The organism is Kitasatospora sp. NPDC056327 (assembly GCF_042261735.1).
In the GTDB taxonomy this organism is placed as follows: domain Bacteria; phylum Actinomycetota; class Actinomycetes; order Streptomycetales; family Streptomycetaceae; genus Kitasatospora.
In genome coordinates, this window is the sequence record NZ_JBHJRC010000070.1 from 1 (window position 1) to 15,997 (window position 15,997).

The window sequence follows — 15,997 nt, forward strand, 5'->3', positions numbered from 1 at the left end:
CCCGCGCGCGGCGGCGGTGCGCCGGGCACGGCGCCGGCGGCGGGGCCGACTCCGGCATCCGTGTCCGTACCCGTGTCCGTACCCGTTCCGTCGTCCCGGGCCGGTGTCAGGCCGGGTGGACGAGGCGGTTCTCGTAGGCGAACACCACGGCCTGGATCCGGTCCCGGAGTTCGAGCTTCTGCAGGACGCGGCCCAGGTGGGACTTCACGGTCGCCTCCGCGAGGAACAGCCGGGCCGCGATCTCGCCGTTGGACAGGCCCCGGCCCACCTGGACGAGCACCTCGCGCTCGCGGGCGCTGAGCCGGCCCAGCCGCTGGTCCCGCACGGGGGCGCGGCCGTCGGGGATGTTCGGCCGGAGGTTCTCCAGCAGCCGCCGGGTGACCCGGGGGGAGAGCACCGCGTCGCCCGCGGCGACGTTGCGGATCGCGGTGAGCAGCTCCTCGGGCCTGGTGTTCTTCAGCAGGAACCCCGAGGCACCGGCGTTGAGACCGGCGAACGCGTACTCGTCGAGGTCGAAGGTGGTGAGGATCAGCACCCGGCTCCCCGGGGAGACCTCGACCACCCGCCGGGTCGCCTCGATCCCGTCGGTCCCGGGCATCCGGACGTCCATGAGGACGACGTCGGGGCGCAGCTCCCCGGCCAGGCGCACGGCCTGCTCGCCGTCCGCCGCCTCGCCGACCGGCGCCATGTCGGGCTGGGCGTCCAGCACCGTGCCGAACGCCATGCGCAGCAGCGCCTCGTCGTCGGCGATCAGGATGCGGATCGTCACGCCGCCACCGCCCCGCCGCCGAGCAGGAGACGGGTGTGGACGCCCCAGCCGCCGTCCGGCAGCGGCCCGGCCCGCAGCGTCCCCCCGTAGGCGGCCGCGCGCTCGCGCATCCCGGGGATGCCGTGGCCGGACGGCGCGGCGGCGGGCAGCGGCGGGCGGGGACCGCTGTCGGTGACGTCCACCGTGACGGCGCCGGCCGAGCAGCCGATCCGGACCTCGGCGCGGGTGCCGGCGGGCGTGTGCTTGAGGGTGTTGGTCAGGGCTTCCTGCACCAGGCGGTAGACGGTGAGCTGGGCGGTGGCGGGAACGTGGGCGTGGCCGCCGTCGACCGCCAGCGCGGTCGCCAGCCCGGCGGCGCACATCTGCTCGGCGAGGGCGCCGAGTTGGGCGATGCCGGGCAGCGGGTGGCGTTCCGCGTCCGGTTCGCCGGTGCGCAGGACGCCCAGCGAGCGCCGCATGTCGGTCAGCGCCTGCCGGCCGGTCTCGGAGGTCTGGAGCATCGCGGCGGTGGCGCGCTCGGGGGAGCGGTGCTGGGCGTAGACGGCGGCGTCGGTGAGCGCGACCATCACCGACAGGTTGTGGGTGACGATGTCGTGCATCTCCCGGGTGATGCGGGTCCGTTCCTCGGCGACGGCCAGCCGCGCCTGCTGCTCCTGCTCCCGCTCCAGCCGGGTGGCCCGTTCCTCCATGGCCGCCAGGTAGGCGCGGGTGGTGTGCACGTTCATCCCGAGGACGGCGGCGGCCACGGTCGTCGCGGTGACCGCGACGAAGGGGGTCAGGAACGCGCCCTCCGGCGTCCAGCGCAGACAGGCCAGCAGGACCCCGGCCTCCACGACGGCGCCGGCGGCCAGCGCACCGCGCCGGCCGGAGTGCGCGGCCGCCGTGTACAGCGCCACCAGTACGGCGACGTCCGCGGGCAGTTGGACGCCGGCCAGCCACTGGACGAGAGCCGCGGCCGCGACGGCGCCGAACACCGGGAGCGGGGCCCGGCGCCGCCACAGCAGGGGCAGCGAGAGGGCGGCGGTGAGGGCCAGCGCCGTCGGCAGCTCGTGCGGCGGGTGGGTGGTCAGGACGTTGACGAGCAGGAGCGCGGACAGCAGCGCGTCCCACGCCGCGGGCGGCACGCGGGAGCCGCGGCGCCCGGCCGCCGTCACCGGGCGCGCGGCCGCCCCCGCCCACCACCGGACGACGCCCCGGTCCCGCTCCCGCCGCTGCTCCCGCTCCCGGTCCCGCTCCGGGCCCCGGTCGCGCACCCGGTGGGCACGGCCGGACTCCGCGGCCGCCGCCTCGGTCATCGCACGTTCCTGTTGACTCGCTTCCGCGGCGGCCCCGGCCGGGACCACCGTCGCCCTGTCACGGTAGGGCGCCCGCCCCCGGAGCGCATGCGTCCGGCGTCTGATCGCGGCGCGCCGGGGTCAGACCTCAGGAGGAGGCCCGTTGCCACCCGGGTCGCAGCGCGGCCGCCGCTCCGGCCCGTCCGGCTGCTCCCCGGGTCGCAGGACGCCCGCCCCGGATCGCGACCCGGAGCCCACCCGCCGGCGACCCGGGGCCGATGCGGCCGCGTCCGCCCGGCGCCGACGATGACGAGGTGACCGAGATCATCACGGGACCGTCCATGTCCCCCCTCGAAATCCTCGCCCTGCTGGGCGCCTTCGCCCTGGTGGCGGCGCGCTGGCTGCCCCCCGCCGTCCGTCCGCGCGGCACGGTCGCGGCGGGCGCGGTGCTGCTGCTGCCGACGGCCGTGCTCTGCTTCACCGGCATCCGCTGGCAACTGCTGCCGGTCCTGGCCGGCGCCGCCTGCGTGCTGCCGTTCGCCGCCGCCCCGCTGCTGCGCCGCCGGCCGGGCCGGGCGGCGTGGCGGGCCCGCTGGTGGCTGGCGCTGCCGGGATCGCTCGCCTGCGCCGGGCTGATCGCCGCCGGCCCGGTGGCCGCCTGGGCCTTCCCCGTGCCCGTGTTCCCCGAGCCGTCGGGCGACTTCGCGGTCGGCACCCGGGTGGTGCAGTGGACCGACCCCGGCCGCCCCGAGACCTTCACCGACGCCCCGGACGACCGGCGCACGGTCGTCGTCCAGCTCTGGTACCCCGCCCTGCGGAGCCCCGAAGGCACCCCGCGGGCCCAGTACCTCGGCCGCACCGAGCAGGAGGCGCGCACCGTCGCCGGGGCCATCGCCGAGGGGGTCGGCCTGCCGGGCTTCCTGGTCGACGGCGTCCCGCGCGCCCGCACCCGGTCGGTCGTCGGCGCCCCGGTGGCCGGGGGCGGCCGGTTCCCGGTCGTGCTGTTCTCGCCCGGCTCCGGCGGGGTGCGCACCCAGAACACCGCCTGGGCGGAGGAACTCGCCAGCCACGGCTACGTGGTGGCCGCCCTCGACCACCCCTACGACTCCGCCGCCGTCGTCCTCGACGACGGCCGGACGATCATGGGCGAGACCGCCTCCAGCGGCGACCGGGACCAGGACGAGAAGCTGGCGGCCGGCTGGACGGCGATCCGCGCCGCCGACCTCGGCTTCGTCCTCACCCGGCTGGAGGGCCTGGACCGGGGCGAGCCCGCCGACCCGCTGACCGGCCGCCTGGACACCGCCCGCGCCGCGGTCACCGGCCACTCCATCGGCGGCGCCGCCGCCCTCCAGGCGGCCCGGCAGGACCGCCGGTTCGCCGCCGTCGTCGACCTGGACGGCTTCCCCCACGGTCCCGCCTCGCCCGCCCTCGGCCGGCCCGCGCTCGTCCTCACCCAGGCCATCACCCCGGACACCGACGAACGCTACGTCCCCCGCCTCACCGAGGCGCTCGGCGCCACCACCGCGACGGGCTACCGCGTCACCGTCCCCGGCGCCGCCCACCTCACCTTCATGGACGGCCCCCTCTACCTGCCGCCCGTCCCCTCGGTCGTCGGCTCCCTGGGCCGCACCCGCAGCCCCCGCGTCGTCGCCGGAGCCACCCTCGCCTTCCTCGACGCCACCCTCCGCCCCGCCCCCACCGACCCCTCCGCCCCCCTGCGCACCTACGGCGACCTCACCACCTACCCACCCACCCCCACCACCCACTGACCCCCCGTCGCCCCACCCCGCCCCACCCCCACGCGCCCCACCCGGCAACCCCGCCCGAGGCCGCCGGGACCACCGTCCGGAGGGCCGCGCCCGAGCGGGGGCGGCGAAGTCGCCGACCCCGCAGGATCGGTGGAGAACCATCGCCGCACACCGGACGACTCCGGGCCGGAAGGGCCGGAAGGGCCGGAGCAGGGGGCGGGGCTGGTGGGGGGTGCGGGGGGCGGGCAGAATCGGCGGTATGACGATCACCGCGGGCGCGCCGCCCACGAAGGAGACGCCGGCCGGGCTCGCGTTGGGGTTCCTGACGGGCGGGGTGGCCGGGGTGTCGCTGGCCGCGTTCGTCGGCGGGTGCGTGATGGGGGAGGCGGTGCCGGTCGTCGGGGGGCTGGTGCTGCCCGCCGTGTACGGGCTGCTGTTCTTCCTCGCCACCGCGCCGCGGCGGGCGAGGGCGGCGGCGGTTGCGCCGCGGACGGCGCTCGCGGTGATCGAGGAGCGGGACGTCCTCGGGGGCGAGGGCAGCGACGTGCCGGTGCGGTTCGAGCTGGGTGTGGTGCCGGACGGCGCGCCGGCGTTCCGGGTGGAGGCGCGGCAGGAGGTCAACCTCGTCGAGCTCGCCGACCACCGGCCGGGCGGGGTCGTGGTGGTGGAGTACCCGCCGGACCGGCCGTGGGCGGTGCGGATCGTGCGGCGGCCGACGCCGGAGTGGGAGGAGCGGGCGGACGCGGCGCACCTGGACACGGTGCCCGGTCCGGCGCTGCGGAAGCCGGAGGCGGGTGGCTGCGCCGGCGGGCTGCTGGTGGTCCTCGGGTTCCTGCTCGGGGTGGGCGGTGTGCTGCTGCTGTACCGGGCCGAGCTGTTCGGCGGCGGGGACGAGGGCGCCGGGCCGCGGCCGGTCGTGGTGTCGTCGACGACGGTGACCTCGTCGACGGTCACCGTGACCTCGATGAGCGGCACGGTCTCGCTCGGAGCGGGGCAGTCGATGCTCGACCGGGACGAACTGCGCCGGTCCGTGGAGTCGTTGACGCAGGGCGGGGACGGGCGCCGGGCGCTCACCGTCGTGGTGCAGGAGCGCCTGCTGACGGTCGTGTTCGCGCCCGCCGGGGTGGCGGCCCCCGGGTTCGACCCGCGTTCGCTGCCCTTCGACCGGATCCCCGCGCTGGTCGAGGAGGCCCGGACGTCGCTCGGGGTCGCCTCCCCGCAGGGCTGGCAGCTGACCGCCGACGGCGTGGCCGGCCCGCTCGTGCTCCGGGTCTCGGTGACGGGTGCCGGGGGGAGCGCGGGGACGCTGGAGGCGGACGGCCGGGGTACGGTGCTCCGGCGCAACGGGCGTTGACCGGATCGGTGCGGGGAGGGGCGGGCGCGTGGGCTGGACGGAGGCCTTGTGGCTCTGGTGCGCGGTGTGGGGCGCGGTGGCGCTGGTCGGCTACGGCAGGTCGCTGGCCGGGGTGACCGGGGCGCAGCGGACGGTCCGGCTCACAGGGCGGATCGACCGGGTGCGCGAGCCCCGGCACGGCGGGTCGCGCCGGGGCGGGATCTCGGTGGTCGTCTCGTACCCGGACCCGGGGGCGGACCCGGGGTCGGGGCGGCGGGTGACGGTGACGAACGACGGTGAGCGGGGCCTGCCGATCACCGTGGCGTGGGAGGGCCGGGAGATCGGGGTCACCCACCCGCGGGGCCGGCCGCACGCCTACCGGTTCGCCGTCCTGCCGCACGGGCGCGGCCGCGGCCTGGTGCTGCCGACGTTCGCGCTCCTCCTGGTCTGTGCCGGGCTGGTGGCGCTGCTGGCGCTCGACCGGGGCTGGCCGTGGGCGCTGGTCGCGGGCGCCGGGCCGTGCGCCCTGTACTCGGCGGCCCTGCTGCCCGGCACGGTCCGCGCGAGGGGGAGGCGGCTCGCCCGGCTGGCCGCGATGGAGGCCGTGCCGGGGAAGGTGGTGGCGGTGCTCAGGGACGTCAGCGTCGACCAGGACGACGGCCACACCTCGACGACCGTCACGCCGGTGGTGTCCTTCACCACCCGCGGGGGCACGGTCGTCACCGCCCACTGCACCGAGCACCTGCCGGATCCGGCCGGGGCCCGCGGCCTGGAGGTGACGGTCCATCACGTACCGGACGATCCGGCCGACTTCACGCTGGACCGCGAGGCCGACCGGCGTTCGCAGGGGTCGGACGCGGTGTTCAACGCCGTGGTGCTCGTCGTGTTCGCGGCGACGGCCGCGGCGGGGGCGCTGCTGCTCCGGTAGGGGAGCGGAGGGCCGGGCGGTCGACATGCCGGGTCGTCCTTGACCTCACACCGGTGTGAACCCCGATGATCGTCCCATGACCACCACACCGTTCGACCCGTACGCGCTGCTGGCGGAGAGCCGGCTCGGCGTCCTCGCCACGATCAAGGCCGACGGCCGCCCGCAGCTTTCGCCCGTGATGCCCTTCTACGACGCCGGGGCCGGTGCCGTGCTCGTCTCCACCAGGAACGGCACGGCGAAGGCGGCGAACCTGCGCCGGGACCCCCGGGCCGCCCTGGAGGTGACGAGCGCCGACGGCCTGTCCTGGGCCACCGCGGAGGGCGTGGTCTCCCTGGTCGGGCCGGGTACCGACCCGTACGGGCCGGAGGTGGAGGCGCTGGTGGCGTACTACCGGTCGGCCGCCGGTGAGCACCCGGACTGGGAGGAGTACCGGGCGGTGATGGTGTCCGACCGGCGGGTCCTCGTCACCCTGACGGTCGAGCGCGTCTACGGCGCCAGGGTCGGCTGACCCGGCCGGACGGCGCGGGAGGGGTGGCCGGGGGAAGAACTCTTGGGGGCGGGCCCGGGCGCCTCCGTCGGTCCTCTGCTGGTCGGGTGCTCCAAGTCCGTTCAGGACGAGCGGGGTTGGAGGAGAAGCCGCGTTGTCGGCGTCCGGGTGCCCGGTGATGATGGCCCCACCGCCGGCCGGTGGGGCCGGACGGGGATGGCGCCCGGGAGGGGATCTTCGATGCGTTCGATGGCTGCCCGTGTGATGACGGGGTTGGCGGCCGCCGTGTGTGCGGCCGCGGTGTCGGCACCGGCCGCGGTGGCCGATCCGGAGCCGGGGGGTCTTCCGGCGCCGGCCGATCTGGTGGGCGTCGGGGTGGACACCACCCAGTGGTTCATGACCCAGACCTCCACCGACTACAACGCGTCGATCCCCCCGGTGCAGCGGCGGCTGTACGGCTTCGACGCGACCGGGAGCAGCCCGATCGTGCCCAAGACCGGAGCGCCGGTTCCGATCGCCCGGCCCGACGGCACCCGGCCGGGCGCGGTCGCGCTGGCCGCGACCACCACCGCGTCCCTCGACTACTCCCGCGCCTCGCGCGGCCCGGAGGCCGGTGACCCGCCGGGGCTCAGCTTCGTGGGCTTCGCCAAGGACGCCGTCACCTGGGCGGCCAGGAGCGGCGGCAACGCCCCGGCCGACCTCACGGCCACCCAGCTCAGGAACATCTACGAGTGCACCTCCACCACCTGGTCGCAGATCAACCCGGCCTGGCCCAACACCACCATCAGGCCCTACCTGCCGCCGCCGGCCTCCGACACCCGGGCCGCGTTCCTCAAGGCGCTCGGCGGCGGCGTCACCCCGGTGGCCCCCGGCGGCTGCGTGACCTCGGGTCCGCGCAACGACCGCGGCACCGACCCCGCCCTGAACGACCCGGACGTGGTGTTCCCCTACTCCGTCGGCCGCTACGTCGACCAGGTGTACCGCGGACACGCGACGTCCCTGGAGAACCCGGGCACGCTCACCGTCCGCAGCATCAACGGCATCGCACCCGTCGGCGCCGGCAACAGCATCAGCGGGACGTTCCACGCGACCCTGTTCGGCCGCATCCTCCGCAACGTCGTCCGCACCTCCGAGTACACGAGTGCCAACGCCCACGGCGCGGCCCTGCTGGGCGTCTTCGGCCCGAGCGGCTTCATCTGCCAGCACCCGGCCACGATCGTGGCCCAGGGCTTCGTCCCGATCCCCAACTGCAGCTTCGTCGTCACCACCTGATCCCGTACGGACGCGAGGAGAGCCGGTCCGCCCGGCGGACCGGCCGGCCCAGGTCCGCGGGGAGGCGCCGGCGGGCGGGGGCGTGGAGCCGGCGGCCGAGCTGGTGGTGCGGGCGAGTTCGGGGGAGCCCCAGGAGCCACGGGCGTCCGGCCGGGCGGGCCGCATGCCGTCCTGACCGGTTGCCGCGGAGCCGAACTGACGTAGCATCACCTTCTTTGATCGCCGAAGACGGAGGGTGTTCCGGTGCGTCGGATCGCGGTGGTGGGGGCGGGACAGGCGGGTCTGCAGCTGGCACTGGGGCTGCTGGGGGCGGGCGGCTACGAGGTGACGGTGGTGTCGGCCCGGACGCCCGGGGAGCTGCTGGGCGGGCCGGTGCTGTCGACGCAGGCGATGTTCGGGCCGGCCCTGCGGGTGGAGCGGGCCGCCGGGCTGGACGAGTGGGAGGCGACGGCGCCGCAGGTGCGGTCGGTGGACGCGGCGCTGGTGCCCGAACCCGGCGTGCGGGCACTGGAGTTCACCATGACGCTGGACGAGCCGGCGCAGTCGGTGGACCAGCGGATCAAGATGGCGCGCCGGCTGTCGCTGGTCGAGGAGCGCGGTGGGCGGGTCGAGTACCGGGAGCTGGACCGGGCCGGGCTGGCGGAGCTGGCGGCGGCGCACGAGCTGACGGTGGTCGCGGCCGGCCGGGGCGAGCTGGCCGGGATCTTCGAACGGGACGCCGCCCGCTCGCCGTTCGACGCGCCGCAGCGGCGGCTGACGGCGCTGTACGCGCACGGGGTGGGCGCCCCCGACCCGGCCGCCGGGCCCAGGGCGCGGATGCACGCGCTGCCCGGACTGGGGGAGCTGTACCTCCAGCCGGCCCTCACCCTGTCGGGCCGGTGCGACATCCTGCTCTGGGAGGCGCTGCCGGGGAGTCCGCTCGACTGCTTCGGCGACCGTCCTCCGGGCGGCGAGCAGCTGCGGAGGATGCGGGAGCTGATGGCGTTCCACCTCCCCTGGGAGGCCGAGCTGTGGGCGGAGGCCGAGCCGACCGACGCCGGGGCCTCGCTGTACGGCGCGATCACCCCGGTGGTGCGCCGTCCGGTGGCCCGCACCACCGGCGGGGTGCCCGTGCTCGGGATCGGCGACGCGGTCGTGGTGAACGACCCGATCACCGGTCAGGGGGCGAACAGCGCGGCCCTGGCGGCCGACGCCTACCTGCGGGCGGTCCTCGAACGGGGCGACGCGCCGTTCACGGAGGAGTGGATGACCGCGCTCTTCGAGGAGTTCTGGGACCGGCACGCCCGCCACGGCGTGGCGCTCACCGCGGCGCTGCTGACCATGCCCGACCACCTCCAGGCGGTCTTCGCGGCCGCCGCCGCCCACGAGCCGGTGGCCCGCCGCCTCGCCAGCACCTATGCCTCGCCCGCCGACCACGCGGACTGGCTCGCCACCGCGGACCTGACGGCCGCCTACCTCGCCTCGGTCGGCGCGCCGGCCCCGGACGGCCACTGAGCCCCGGGCGCGGGACCGGGACCGGGCCCGGGCCCGGGGCTCCGGGAACGGGCGTGCCCGTCGTGGAGGCGGTGCGGCGGGTGCCGGGCCGCGGGGGTGAGCGGGGCTGAGCGGGGGTGAGCAGGACGCCGGTCGCCGTCAGGGTGCGTCGCCGACCCAGAGGTCGGTGGCGATCTGGCGGCGGCCGGTCAGCAGCGCCTCGGCGAGGACCCCGGCGGCGACCAGGCCGGTGAGGGCGAGGGCCGGCGGGAGGACGGCGGCGGCGTCCAGCGGCAGGCCCGGGGGGACCGGGGTGCCGAGCAGGGCGGACAGGTCGAGGGCCGGGCCGAGCAGGAGGACGGCGGCCGCCGCGGCGAGGACGCCGCCGGCCGCCGCGAGGACGGTCTGCGGCAGCGTCTCGGCCAGGATGAGCGCGAGGCCCTGTTGCGGCCGCATGCCCATGGTGCGCAGCCGGGCGAGCGCCGCGGCGCGGTCGGGGGCGGCGCGCAGCAGCGTGAGCAGCGCGGCGAGCAGGGCGAACCCGCCCGCGGCGGCGGTGGTGGTCCAGAAGACCCGGGTGGCCGCGGCCTGGAGCGGGTCGTGGGCGAGGCCGGCGGTGAAGGCGGCGGCGGTCCGCACCAGGTAGCCGTCGGGGACGGACTCGGGCTCCGGGCCGACGGCCGGGACGCCGGTCAGCCGCGCGGTGTCGGCGAGCAGCGGGTGGACGGGCAGCTCGTGGATCAGCCGCCGGACGGCGGACTCGTCGATGTCGCCGACGGCGAACCAGTGGCCGTGCTGCCCGAGTTCGGGTAGCCGGGTGGTGGCCGGACCGGCCGGCAGGACGACGAACGGGTGGGTGGAGTCGCGCAGCGCGGGGGTGCTGTCGACGGTGCCGGCGTACTGGGCGCGCAGCTCGTTGTTGCTGCTCAGGTAGATCCGTTCCGCCCCGGCCCGTCCGCCGAGCTGCTCGACCAGGCCGCGCGAGTACAGGGCGGGGACCGGCACCTCGCGCCCGTCGGGCCAGGCCGGACCGTCGGGGGCGGCGAGCAGCGCCGGGTCGAAGGCGCCCCGGCCGACGGTGCGGGCGATCTCGGCGTAGGCCGGCGGGTCGACGACGACCAGGCTGACGGTGAGGTGGCGCTGCCCGGGGCGCAGCACGGCCGCGTCGGTCTGCACGGTGACGGCGGTGGCCGCCCGGACGCCGGGCAGCCGGCCCGCCGCCGCGGCGAAGGACGGGGCCAGCGCGGCGGCGGTGGGCGCCGCCACCATGACGTCGCCGCCGGTGGCGTGGCGGGCCTCGCGGGTGCGGCCGGAGTCGACCGCGCCGAGGACGTCGGCGCCGAACCCGGCGGTGGTGACGGCGAGCAGCAGCGCCAGCATCGGCAGTACGGACGGCCGCGGGTGCCCGGCGGAGCCCCGGGCGGCCCGGGCGAGACCGAGGAAGCCGACGGCGCCGCGGCGGCGGCCGACGGTCCTGGCGAGGGCGCCGATCAGCGGCGGCTGGAGCCGGGCGAGCAGCAGGCCGGTGACGAGGGCGATCAGCAGCGGGGCGGCGACGAGCAGCGGGTCGATCCCGGCGCCGGGTGGCGCGGCACCGCGCCGGCGGACCTCGGCCACGGCGGCGGCCGTCAGGGCGAGCAGGGCGAGTTCGCCGGCCACCCGGCGGGCGCCGCCGCGCCGGGGCCGGGCGCGGCCGTCGGCGCGCGGGCCGAGGAGCAGCAGCGCGCGGGCGGGGAAGGCGAGCAGCGCGAACCCGCCGGCGGTCGCCCCGGCGAGCAGGGCGGCGCCCCAGCGGGGGGTGGGCAGCAGCAGGAGGGCGAGCAGGAGGCCGAGCGCGGCTCCGGGCAGGACGGTCGCGGCGCCCTCGCCGAGCAGCCGGCGCAGCACGCCCCGCCGCGAGCCGCCGCGGGCCTGGAGCAGCAGCAGTTCGGGCCCGCGCCGGTCGGCGGCCAGGGCGGCGGACAGGCAGAGCACGACCACCACGACGCCGGCCAGTCCGGCCGGGCCGATCGCGGCGGGCGGCGCGGCGGCGTCCCGCCGGGCGGTGGCGAGGGCGAACAGGTCGGGCAGGGCGGAGAAGCTGCGCAGGTCGGCCCGGCCGGTCTCGGCGGCGAGCCGGGCGGCGGTGGGGCCGGTCAGGTAGCTCGCGAGGTCCCGGCCGGCGAGGGGCAGCCGGTCGGCGCGCAGCGCGTCGGTGTCGACGGGCAGCCGCCAGTAGAGCTGGCCGCCCTCCGCCCAGCTCCGCAGCCGGGGCAGGTCGTCGCCGCCGGTCAGCCCGGTCGCCTCCCACCAGCGCTTCCACTCGAAGGTGTCGGGAATCCTGAGGCAGGGGCGGGCGAGGCAGTGGACGTCGGTCCAGTACGGGTCGGCCTCGTCCCGGACCCGGAAGGTGCCGACCACCTCGGTGCCCGGTTCCGGCGCGGCGGCGCGGAGGTGCGGTTCGGGGTGCAGGACGTCGCCGATCCGGATGTTCAGCCTCTCGGCGGTGGCCTGCGACACCACGATCTGCAGCGGCCGGTCGGCGGGGGCGGCGGCCGGCCACCGGCCCCCGGTCAGGTCGGCGTGTCCGGACAGCCCGGCGAGGTGGCGCAGTTCGAGCTTCGGGTCGGGGCCGTCGGGCCGGGACAGCTGCGGGTCGGTCAGCGCCCGGGGCTGCTTGGTCCGCACGCCGTGGACGGGCCCGCTCGCCGAGATCCGGAACTCCCCGCCGGCCCGGGCCACCAGGGTCTCGGCGACGGCGTCCAGCGTCGCGGCGTCGTCGTCCGGGCGCAGGTCGGCGTTGGTGACCAGGCTGGTCGCGCCGACGCCGCGGCCGCGCAGGAAGTCGCGCAGGGCGGCGTCCTCGCCCCGGTCGACGCCGCGGGGCAGGCCCGTGCAGAGCAGGACGACCGTGAACACCAGGACGGCGTTGAGCAGCGTGCCCCAGGGGGCGGCCCGCAGCCGGGTGCGCACCCACCGGGCGGGCCGGTGCCCGGGACCCGCCGCCGGACGGGTGGGTGCGGCCGGGGCCAGGTCCTGCATCCGCTCTCTCCCCGCCCCGTGGCCCGTCCTTCCGGCGCGGGCGCCACCGCCCCCGGTGCCTGGTGACCGGATAGCGGACGATGCTCCCAGAGGGCGGCGCCGCGCGGAAGGTCCGTTCGGGCAGAACCGCACCCGGCGGGGACCGGTGCCGGGCCGGTGCCGCACGGACCGGTGCCGCACGGACCGGCGGACGGCACCGGACGGGCCCGGGTGGGCCGTTGTCGGTGCGGGCGGCTAGGTTCTGGGGTGTCGCCGGGTTTCGCGCCCGCTGCGCCTCCCACCCCCGTCTCGCCGTGCCCGGAAGGGGCCCACGCCATGTCAGCCACCGCCACCGACGCGCAGTCGACCTATCTGGAGCTGTCCGAGGACACCGGCAGCGCGCACAAGTTCTACGAGGTCCTGGTCAGCGGGGTGGAGGTCACCATCACCTACGGGCGGATCGGCGAGAGCGGCCAGACCAAGACCACCAGCTACCCCTCGCCGGAGAAGGCGGCCTCGGCGGCGGCCAGGAAGATCGGCGAGAAGGTCCGCAAGGGCTACGCCCCGGCGGTGCGCGGCATGCGCCAGCGCCGCGCGGTGACGCGCCGGGCGATCGTCAGCACCCGTTCGACGGCCCGCCAGGCTCCGGTGCTGTGGCGGTTCCGTTCCGGCACCGCGGCGTTCGGCATCTTCGTCGGCGAGGAGCACGCCTGGGTCGGCAACGAGAGCGGCGACGTCTACACGCTCACCCACGACGGGCGGGTGACCGGCCGCTACGGCCTGCCCGACGGCGTCAAGTGCATCGTCGCGGACGACTGGTGGATCTACGCCGGCTGCGACGACGGCAAGGTGTACGACCTGGGCGGCAAGGTGCCGCGGGTGGCGTACGAGATAGCCGAGGACGTCGACATCTACTGGCTGGACATCCACGACGGCGTGCTCGGCGTGGCCGACGCGCGCGGCGGGATCACCACCGTCGACCACGAGGACGAGTTCCAGTGGCGCCGCAAGGCCGAGGGCACCGACGGCTGGATGGTGCGCTGCGACAGCGACGGCGTCTACCACGGCCACTCGCGCGGCGTGTCCCGGTACGCGGCGCGCGGCGGCGCCCCGGTCTGGCACACCGCCACCGACGGCGCGGTGCTGTTCGGCTGGCAGGAGCGGGAGGAGGTGTTCGCCGGCACCTCGCGCGGCTCGGTGCACCGGCTGCGCAAGGCGGACGGCTCGGAGGCGGCCCGCTACCGCTGCGACGCGGCGGTCTTCTCGTGCGCGGCCTCGCCCGACGGCCGCTACGTGTTCGCGGGCGACAACCACTCCTCGGTGTACTGCTTCGCCGCCGACGGCACCCGGCTGTGGAAGCTGGGCACCGGCTGCGGCTCGGCGTACAGCATGCAGTACCGCGACGGCAGGCTCTACCTGGTGACCACGGACGGCTCGCTGGTCTGCCTGGACGCGAGCGAGGAGGCGGTGCGCGCGGCGGAGGAGGGCCGGCTGCCGCAGGCCGCCGAGGTGGACGGCAGCGGCTGGACGGCGGCGGTGGCCGGCGCCGCGATCGAGTCGGTGGCCGTCGGTTCGGCGGGCGCGGCGGGCGGCATCGAGGTGGAGTGCGTGCAGGACGGCGCCCGGCTGCGGGTGCGGGTGGTCTCGCCGGGCTTCGACGCGAACCGCCGGGTGCAGTTCCCCAAGGACATCCGGGTGGCGGGCGCCCGGTACCTGGTGGCCGAGGTGCTGGAGTCCGGCAGCGGCTCGTTCTACCGGGCGCGCGGGGACATCAAGCGGCTGCTCTGAGTTCCCCCGACGGACTCTCCGTTCACGCCTGTCGGCCGTTGACAGCCCGTCTCGGGCCTCGGTGTAATGCGGGTGCAATACGCACGCACGGCACACCGACCGTTTCGGGCTGTTCCCGGGGAAAGCAGGGCGTCATGGGCGTGGACACCGCGGCCGTCACGGATTCCGCCGATTCGGCGGAGGCCACCGGGCCGAATTCCCGGATGGCCGCGCTGTACGAGCGCGACCTGACCTGCCGGGGACTGGGCATCGCGCTCGACGAGGTGTCCACCGGGCACGCGGTGATGCGGATGACGGTGGGGCCGCACATGGTGAACGGGCACGGCATCGCGCACGGCGGCTTTCTCTTCCTGCTCGCCGACGCCGCTTTCTCCTACGCCTGCAACAGCTACGGTCCGGTGACGGTGGCGCAGGCCGCGCAGGTGACCTTCCTGGCGCCGGCGGCGGTCGGGGACGAACTGACGGCCCTGGCGGTGGAACGCACGCGTTCCGGGCGGACCGGTGTTTACGACGTGACGGTGCGAAATGCCGCGGAAAAGGTGATCGCGGAATTCCGCGGACAGAGCGTGATGCTCGCCGGAACGCCCCACACGGGCTGATCGCGGCGCGCGGTACGGCGGACGCCGTGGGCGGGGGCGCGGCTCCCCGCCCACGGCGCGCGCGTCAGGCCGGCGGGCGCTCGTCGACGACCTGCCGGAGCTTCCCGGTGCGCGGGTTGGTGACCAGTTCGGCGCGCGGCACCCACTCCACCACGAGGTCGTGGATCTCCCCGGCCGCCACGTTCTCCGGGTAGAGCGGCCGGGCCCGGTAGACCGCCCCGGCCAGCCGCTCGGCCAGACCGGCCGGTGGCTCCCCGGTGTGGCCGAGCCGCAGGATCAGCCCGTCCCGGCCGTCCCAGCGCCGCTGCACCAGCTGCATCCCGGAGATGACCTGGTCCGGGTCGTTGGCCAGCAGGACGGCGCGGATCTCCTCGGTCGGCATCGCCACCGTGCCGACCCGGGCGCCCTCGTCGGCCCGGCCGACCAGCCGGAACGGCCCGCCCGCCGCGTCCACCCACTCGGCGCGGTCGCCCGTCGGGTAGCGCAGGATCGGCAGCAGGGTGCGGAACAGGTTGGTGACCACGACCCGGCCGGGCACCCCGGGTCCGGTGACCGGCTCGCCGGTCGTGTCGTCGACCAGCTCCACCACGGTGCGGTGGGGGAACGCCTCGTGCACCCGGACGTCGCCGTCGGGCACCGGCGCGCCGACCAGACCGGCGTCCACCGAGGCGTAGCCGATCGAGGCGACCGCCGCGTTGGGGAAGGCCCGGGAGAGGATCGGCCGCAGGTCGGCGAAGAGCAGGTCCCCGCCGAACAGCAGCAGTTCGATCCGCTCGGCGGTCCTGCCCTCCTTCACCAGGTGCTCGGCGACGGAGCTGAGCTTCATCGGCTCGCCGGCCAGCACGTCCACGCCGAAGTCGTCGATCAGCCCGGCGATGTAGTCGTCGGGTGCGGCGCCGACGGGCAGCCGGACGTTGTCCACCGGCGCGTGGTGCAGGGCGTTCTCGATGTAGAGGAAGCCGCCGTACAGCTGGCCGGCCCAGAACAGGTTGGCGACCCGGTGACCGGGCTTCAGCCCGGCCCGGACCAGCCCCGCGCCGAACGCGGTGACCGAGTCGGCGTGCTCGGTGCGGGTCCAGGGGGAGAACTTGGGCACGCCGGTGGTGCCGCCGGTCTTGTAGACCCCGGCGTCCAGCAGCGGCCCGGTGAGCAGGCGGTTGTCCGGCCAGGAGTTGGCGGCCCAGAAGGCGCTCTGCTCCACCAGCGGGAGTTCGGTGAGGTGCTCGACCCGGGGCGGCAGGTCCCGGTAGAGCTCGGCGTAGAAGGGGGAGTTGCGGCGGGCGAAGTCGACCAGTTCGGGAAGGGGTTTGGCGGGCACGGCTGGCT

12 protein-coding genes are annotated in these 15,997 nt (G+C 76.7%); 8 read left to right on the forward strand and 4 right to left on the reverse strand.

The window, feature by feature from the left end; all coding sequences use genetic code 11:
- Positions 1 to 106: 106 nt before the first annotated feature.
- Both ACFCX4_RS13140 and ACFCX4_RS13145 read right to left on the reverse strand, forming a co-directional pair.
- Entirely contained in the window at positions 107 to 769 is a 663-nt protein-coding gene (locus ACFCX4_RS13140) for a response regulator (RefSeq protein ID WP_376141472.1), read from the reverse strand.
- Positions 766 to 2,064 (reverse strand): sensor histidine kinase, encoded by a 1,299-nt coding sequence (locus tag ACFCX4_RS13145; RefSeq protein WP_376141473.1) that lies wholly within the window; start codon positions 2,062 to 2,064, stop codon positions 766 to 768. Before ACFCX4_RS13145 ends, ACFCX4_RS13140 begins: the two co-directional genes overlap by 4 nt.
- Before the next feature lie 257 nt (positions 2,065 to 2,321).
- Here ACFCX4_RS13145 and ACFCX4_RS13150 point away from each other — a divergent pair, with 257 nt between their 5' ends.
- From ACFCX4_RS13150 to ACFCX4_RS13175, 6 genes are all read left to right on the forward strand, one after another.
- Positions 2,322 to 3,812 carry an alpha/beta hydrolase family protein gene (locus ACFCX4_RS13150; protein ID WP_376141475.1) on the forward strand — a complete coding sequence of 497 codons (1,491 nt, stop codon included), beginning with the start codon at positions 2,322 to 2,324 and terminating at the stop codon, positions 3,810 to 3,812.
- A 238-nt stretch (positions 3,813 to 4,050) separates the two neighbouring features.
- Complete coding sequence (locus ACFCX4_RS13155) at positions 4,051 to 5,145, forward strand: hypothetical protein (RefSeq protein ID WP_376141477.1); 1,095 nt, start codon at positions 4,051 to 4,053, stop codon at positions 5,143 to 5,145.
- A gap of 28 nt (positions 5,146 to 5,173) precedes the next feature.
- A complete protein-coding gene (locus ACFCX4_RS13160; RefSeq protein ID WP_376141479.1) occupies positions 5,174 to 6,052 on the forward strand; it encodes a DUF3592 domain-containing protein in 879 nt (292 codons plus the stop codon).
- Positions 6,053 to 6,128: 76 nt separating this feature from the next.
- The gene (locus tag ACFCX4_RS13165; protein ID WP_376141481.1) at positions 6,129 to 6,560 is read left to right on the forward strand and encodes a PPOX class F420-dependent oxidoreductase; all 432 of its coding nucleotides are present in this window, start codon (positions 6,129 to 6,131) and stop codon (positions 6,558 to 6,560) included.
- Positions 6,561 to 6,788: 228 nt separating this feature from the next.
- Positions 6,789 to 7,811: a substrate-binding domain-containing protein gene (locus tag ACFCX4_RS13170; RefSeq protein WP_376141483.1), complete on the forward strand. Its 1,023-nt coding sequence runs from the start codon at positions 6,789 to 6,791 to the stop codon at positions 7,809 to 7,811.
- 243 nt (positions 7,812 to 8,054) lie between these two features.
- Positions 8,055 to 9,305, forward strand: coding sequence for a styrene monooxygenase/indole monooxygenase family protein (locus ACFCX4_RS13175; protein ID WP_376141485.1), 1,251 nt, complete (start codon positions 8,055 to 8,057; stop codon positions 9,303 to 9,305).
- Positions 9,306 to 9,443: 138 nt separating this feature from the next.
- Here ACFCX4_RS13175 and ACFCX4_RS13180 read toward each other — a convergent pair whose 3' ends face one another.
- On the reverse strand, positions 9,444 to 12,305 hold the full coding sequence (locus tag ACFCX4_RS13180) for a hypothetical protein (RefSeq protein WP_376141487.1): 2,862 nt from the start codon (positions 12,303 to 12,305) through the stop codon (positions 9,444 to 9,446).
- Positions 12,306 to 12,620: 315 nt separating this feature from the next.
- Here ACFCX4_RS13180 and ACFCX4_RS13185 point away from each other — a divergent pair, with 315 nt between their 5' ends.
- Positions 12,621 to 14,072 (forward strand): WGR domain-containing protein, encoded by a 1,452-nt coding sequence (locus ACFCX4_RS13185; protein WP_376141489.1) that lies wholly within the window; start codon positions 12,621 to 12,623, stop codon positions 14,070 to 14,072.
- Between the two features lie 203 nt (positions 14,073 to 14,275).
- Complete coding sequence (gene paaI / locus ACFCX4_RS13190; protein WP_376141514.1) at positions 14,276 to 14,671, forward strand: hydroxyphenylacetyl-CoA thioesterase PaaI; 396 nt, start codon at positions 14,276 to 14,278, stop codon at positions 14,669 to 14,671.
- 64 nt (positions 14,672 to 14,735) lie between these two features.
- Here the strand turns inward: paaI and ACFCX4_RS13195 are convergent, their stop codons facing one another.
- Positions 14,736 to 15,989, reverse strand: a complete 1,254-nt coding sequence (locus ACFCX4_RS13195) for a phenylacetate--CoA ligase family protein (RefSeq protein WP_376141491.1) — start codon at positions 15,987 to 15,989, stop codon at positions 14,736 to 14,738.
- Positions 15,990 to 15,997 lie beyond the last annotated feature (8 nt).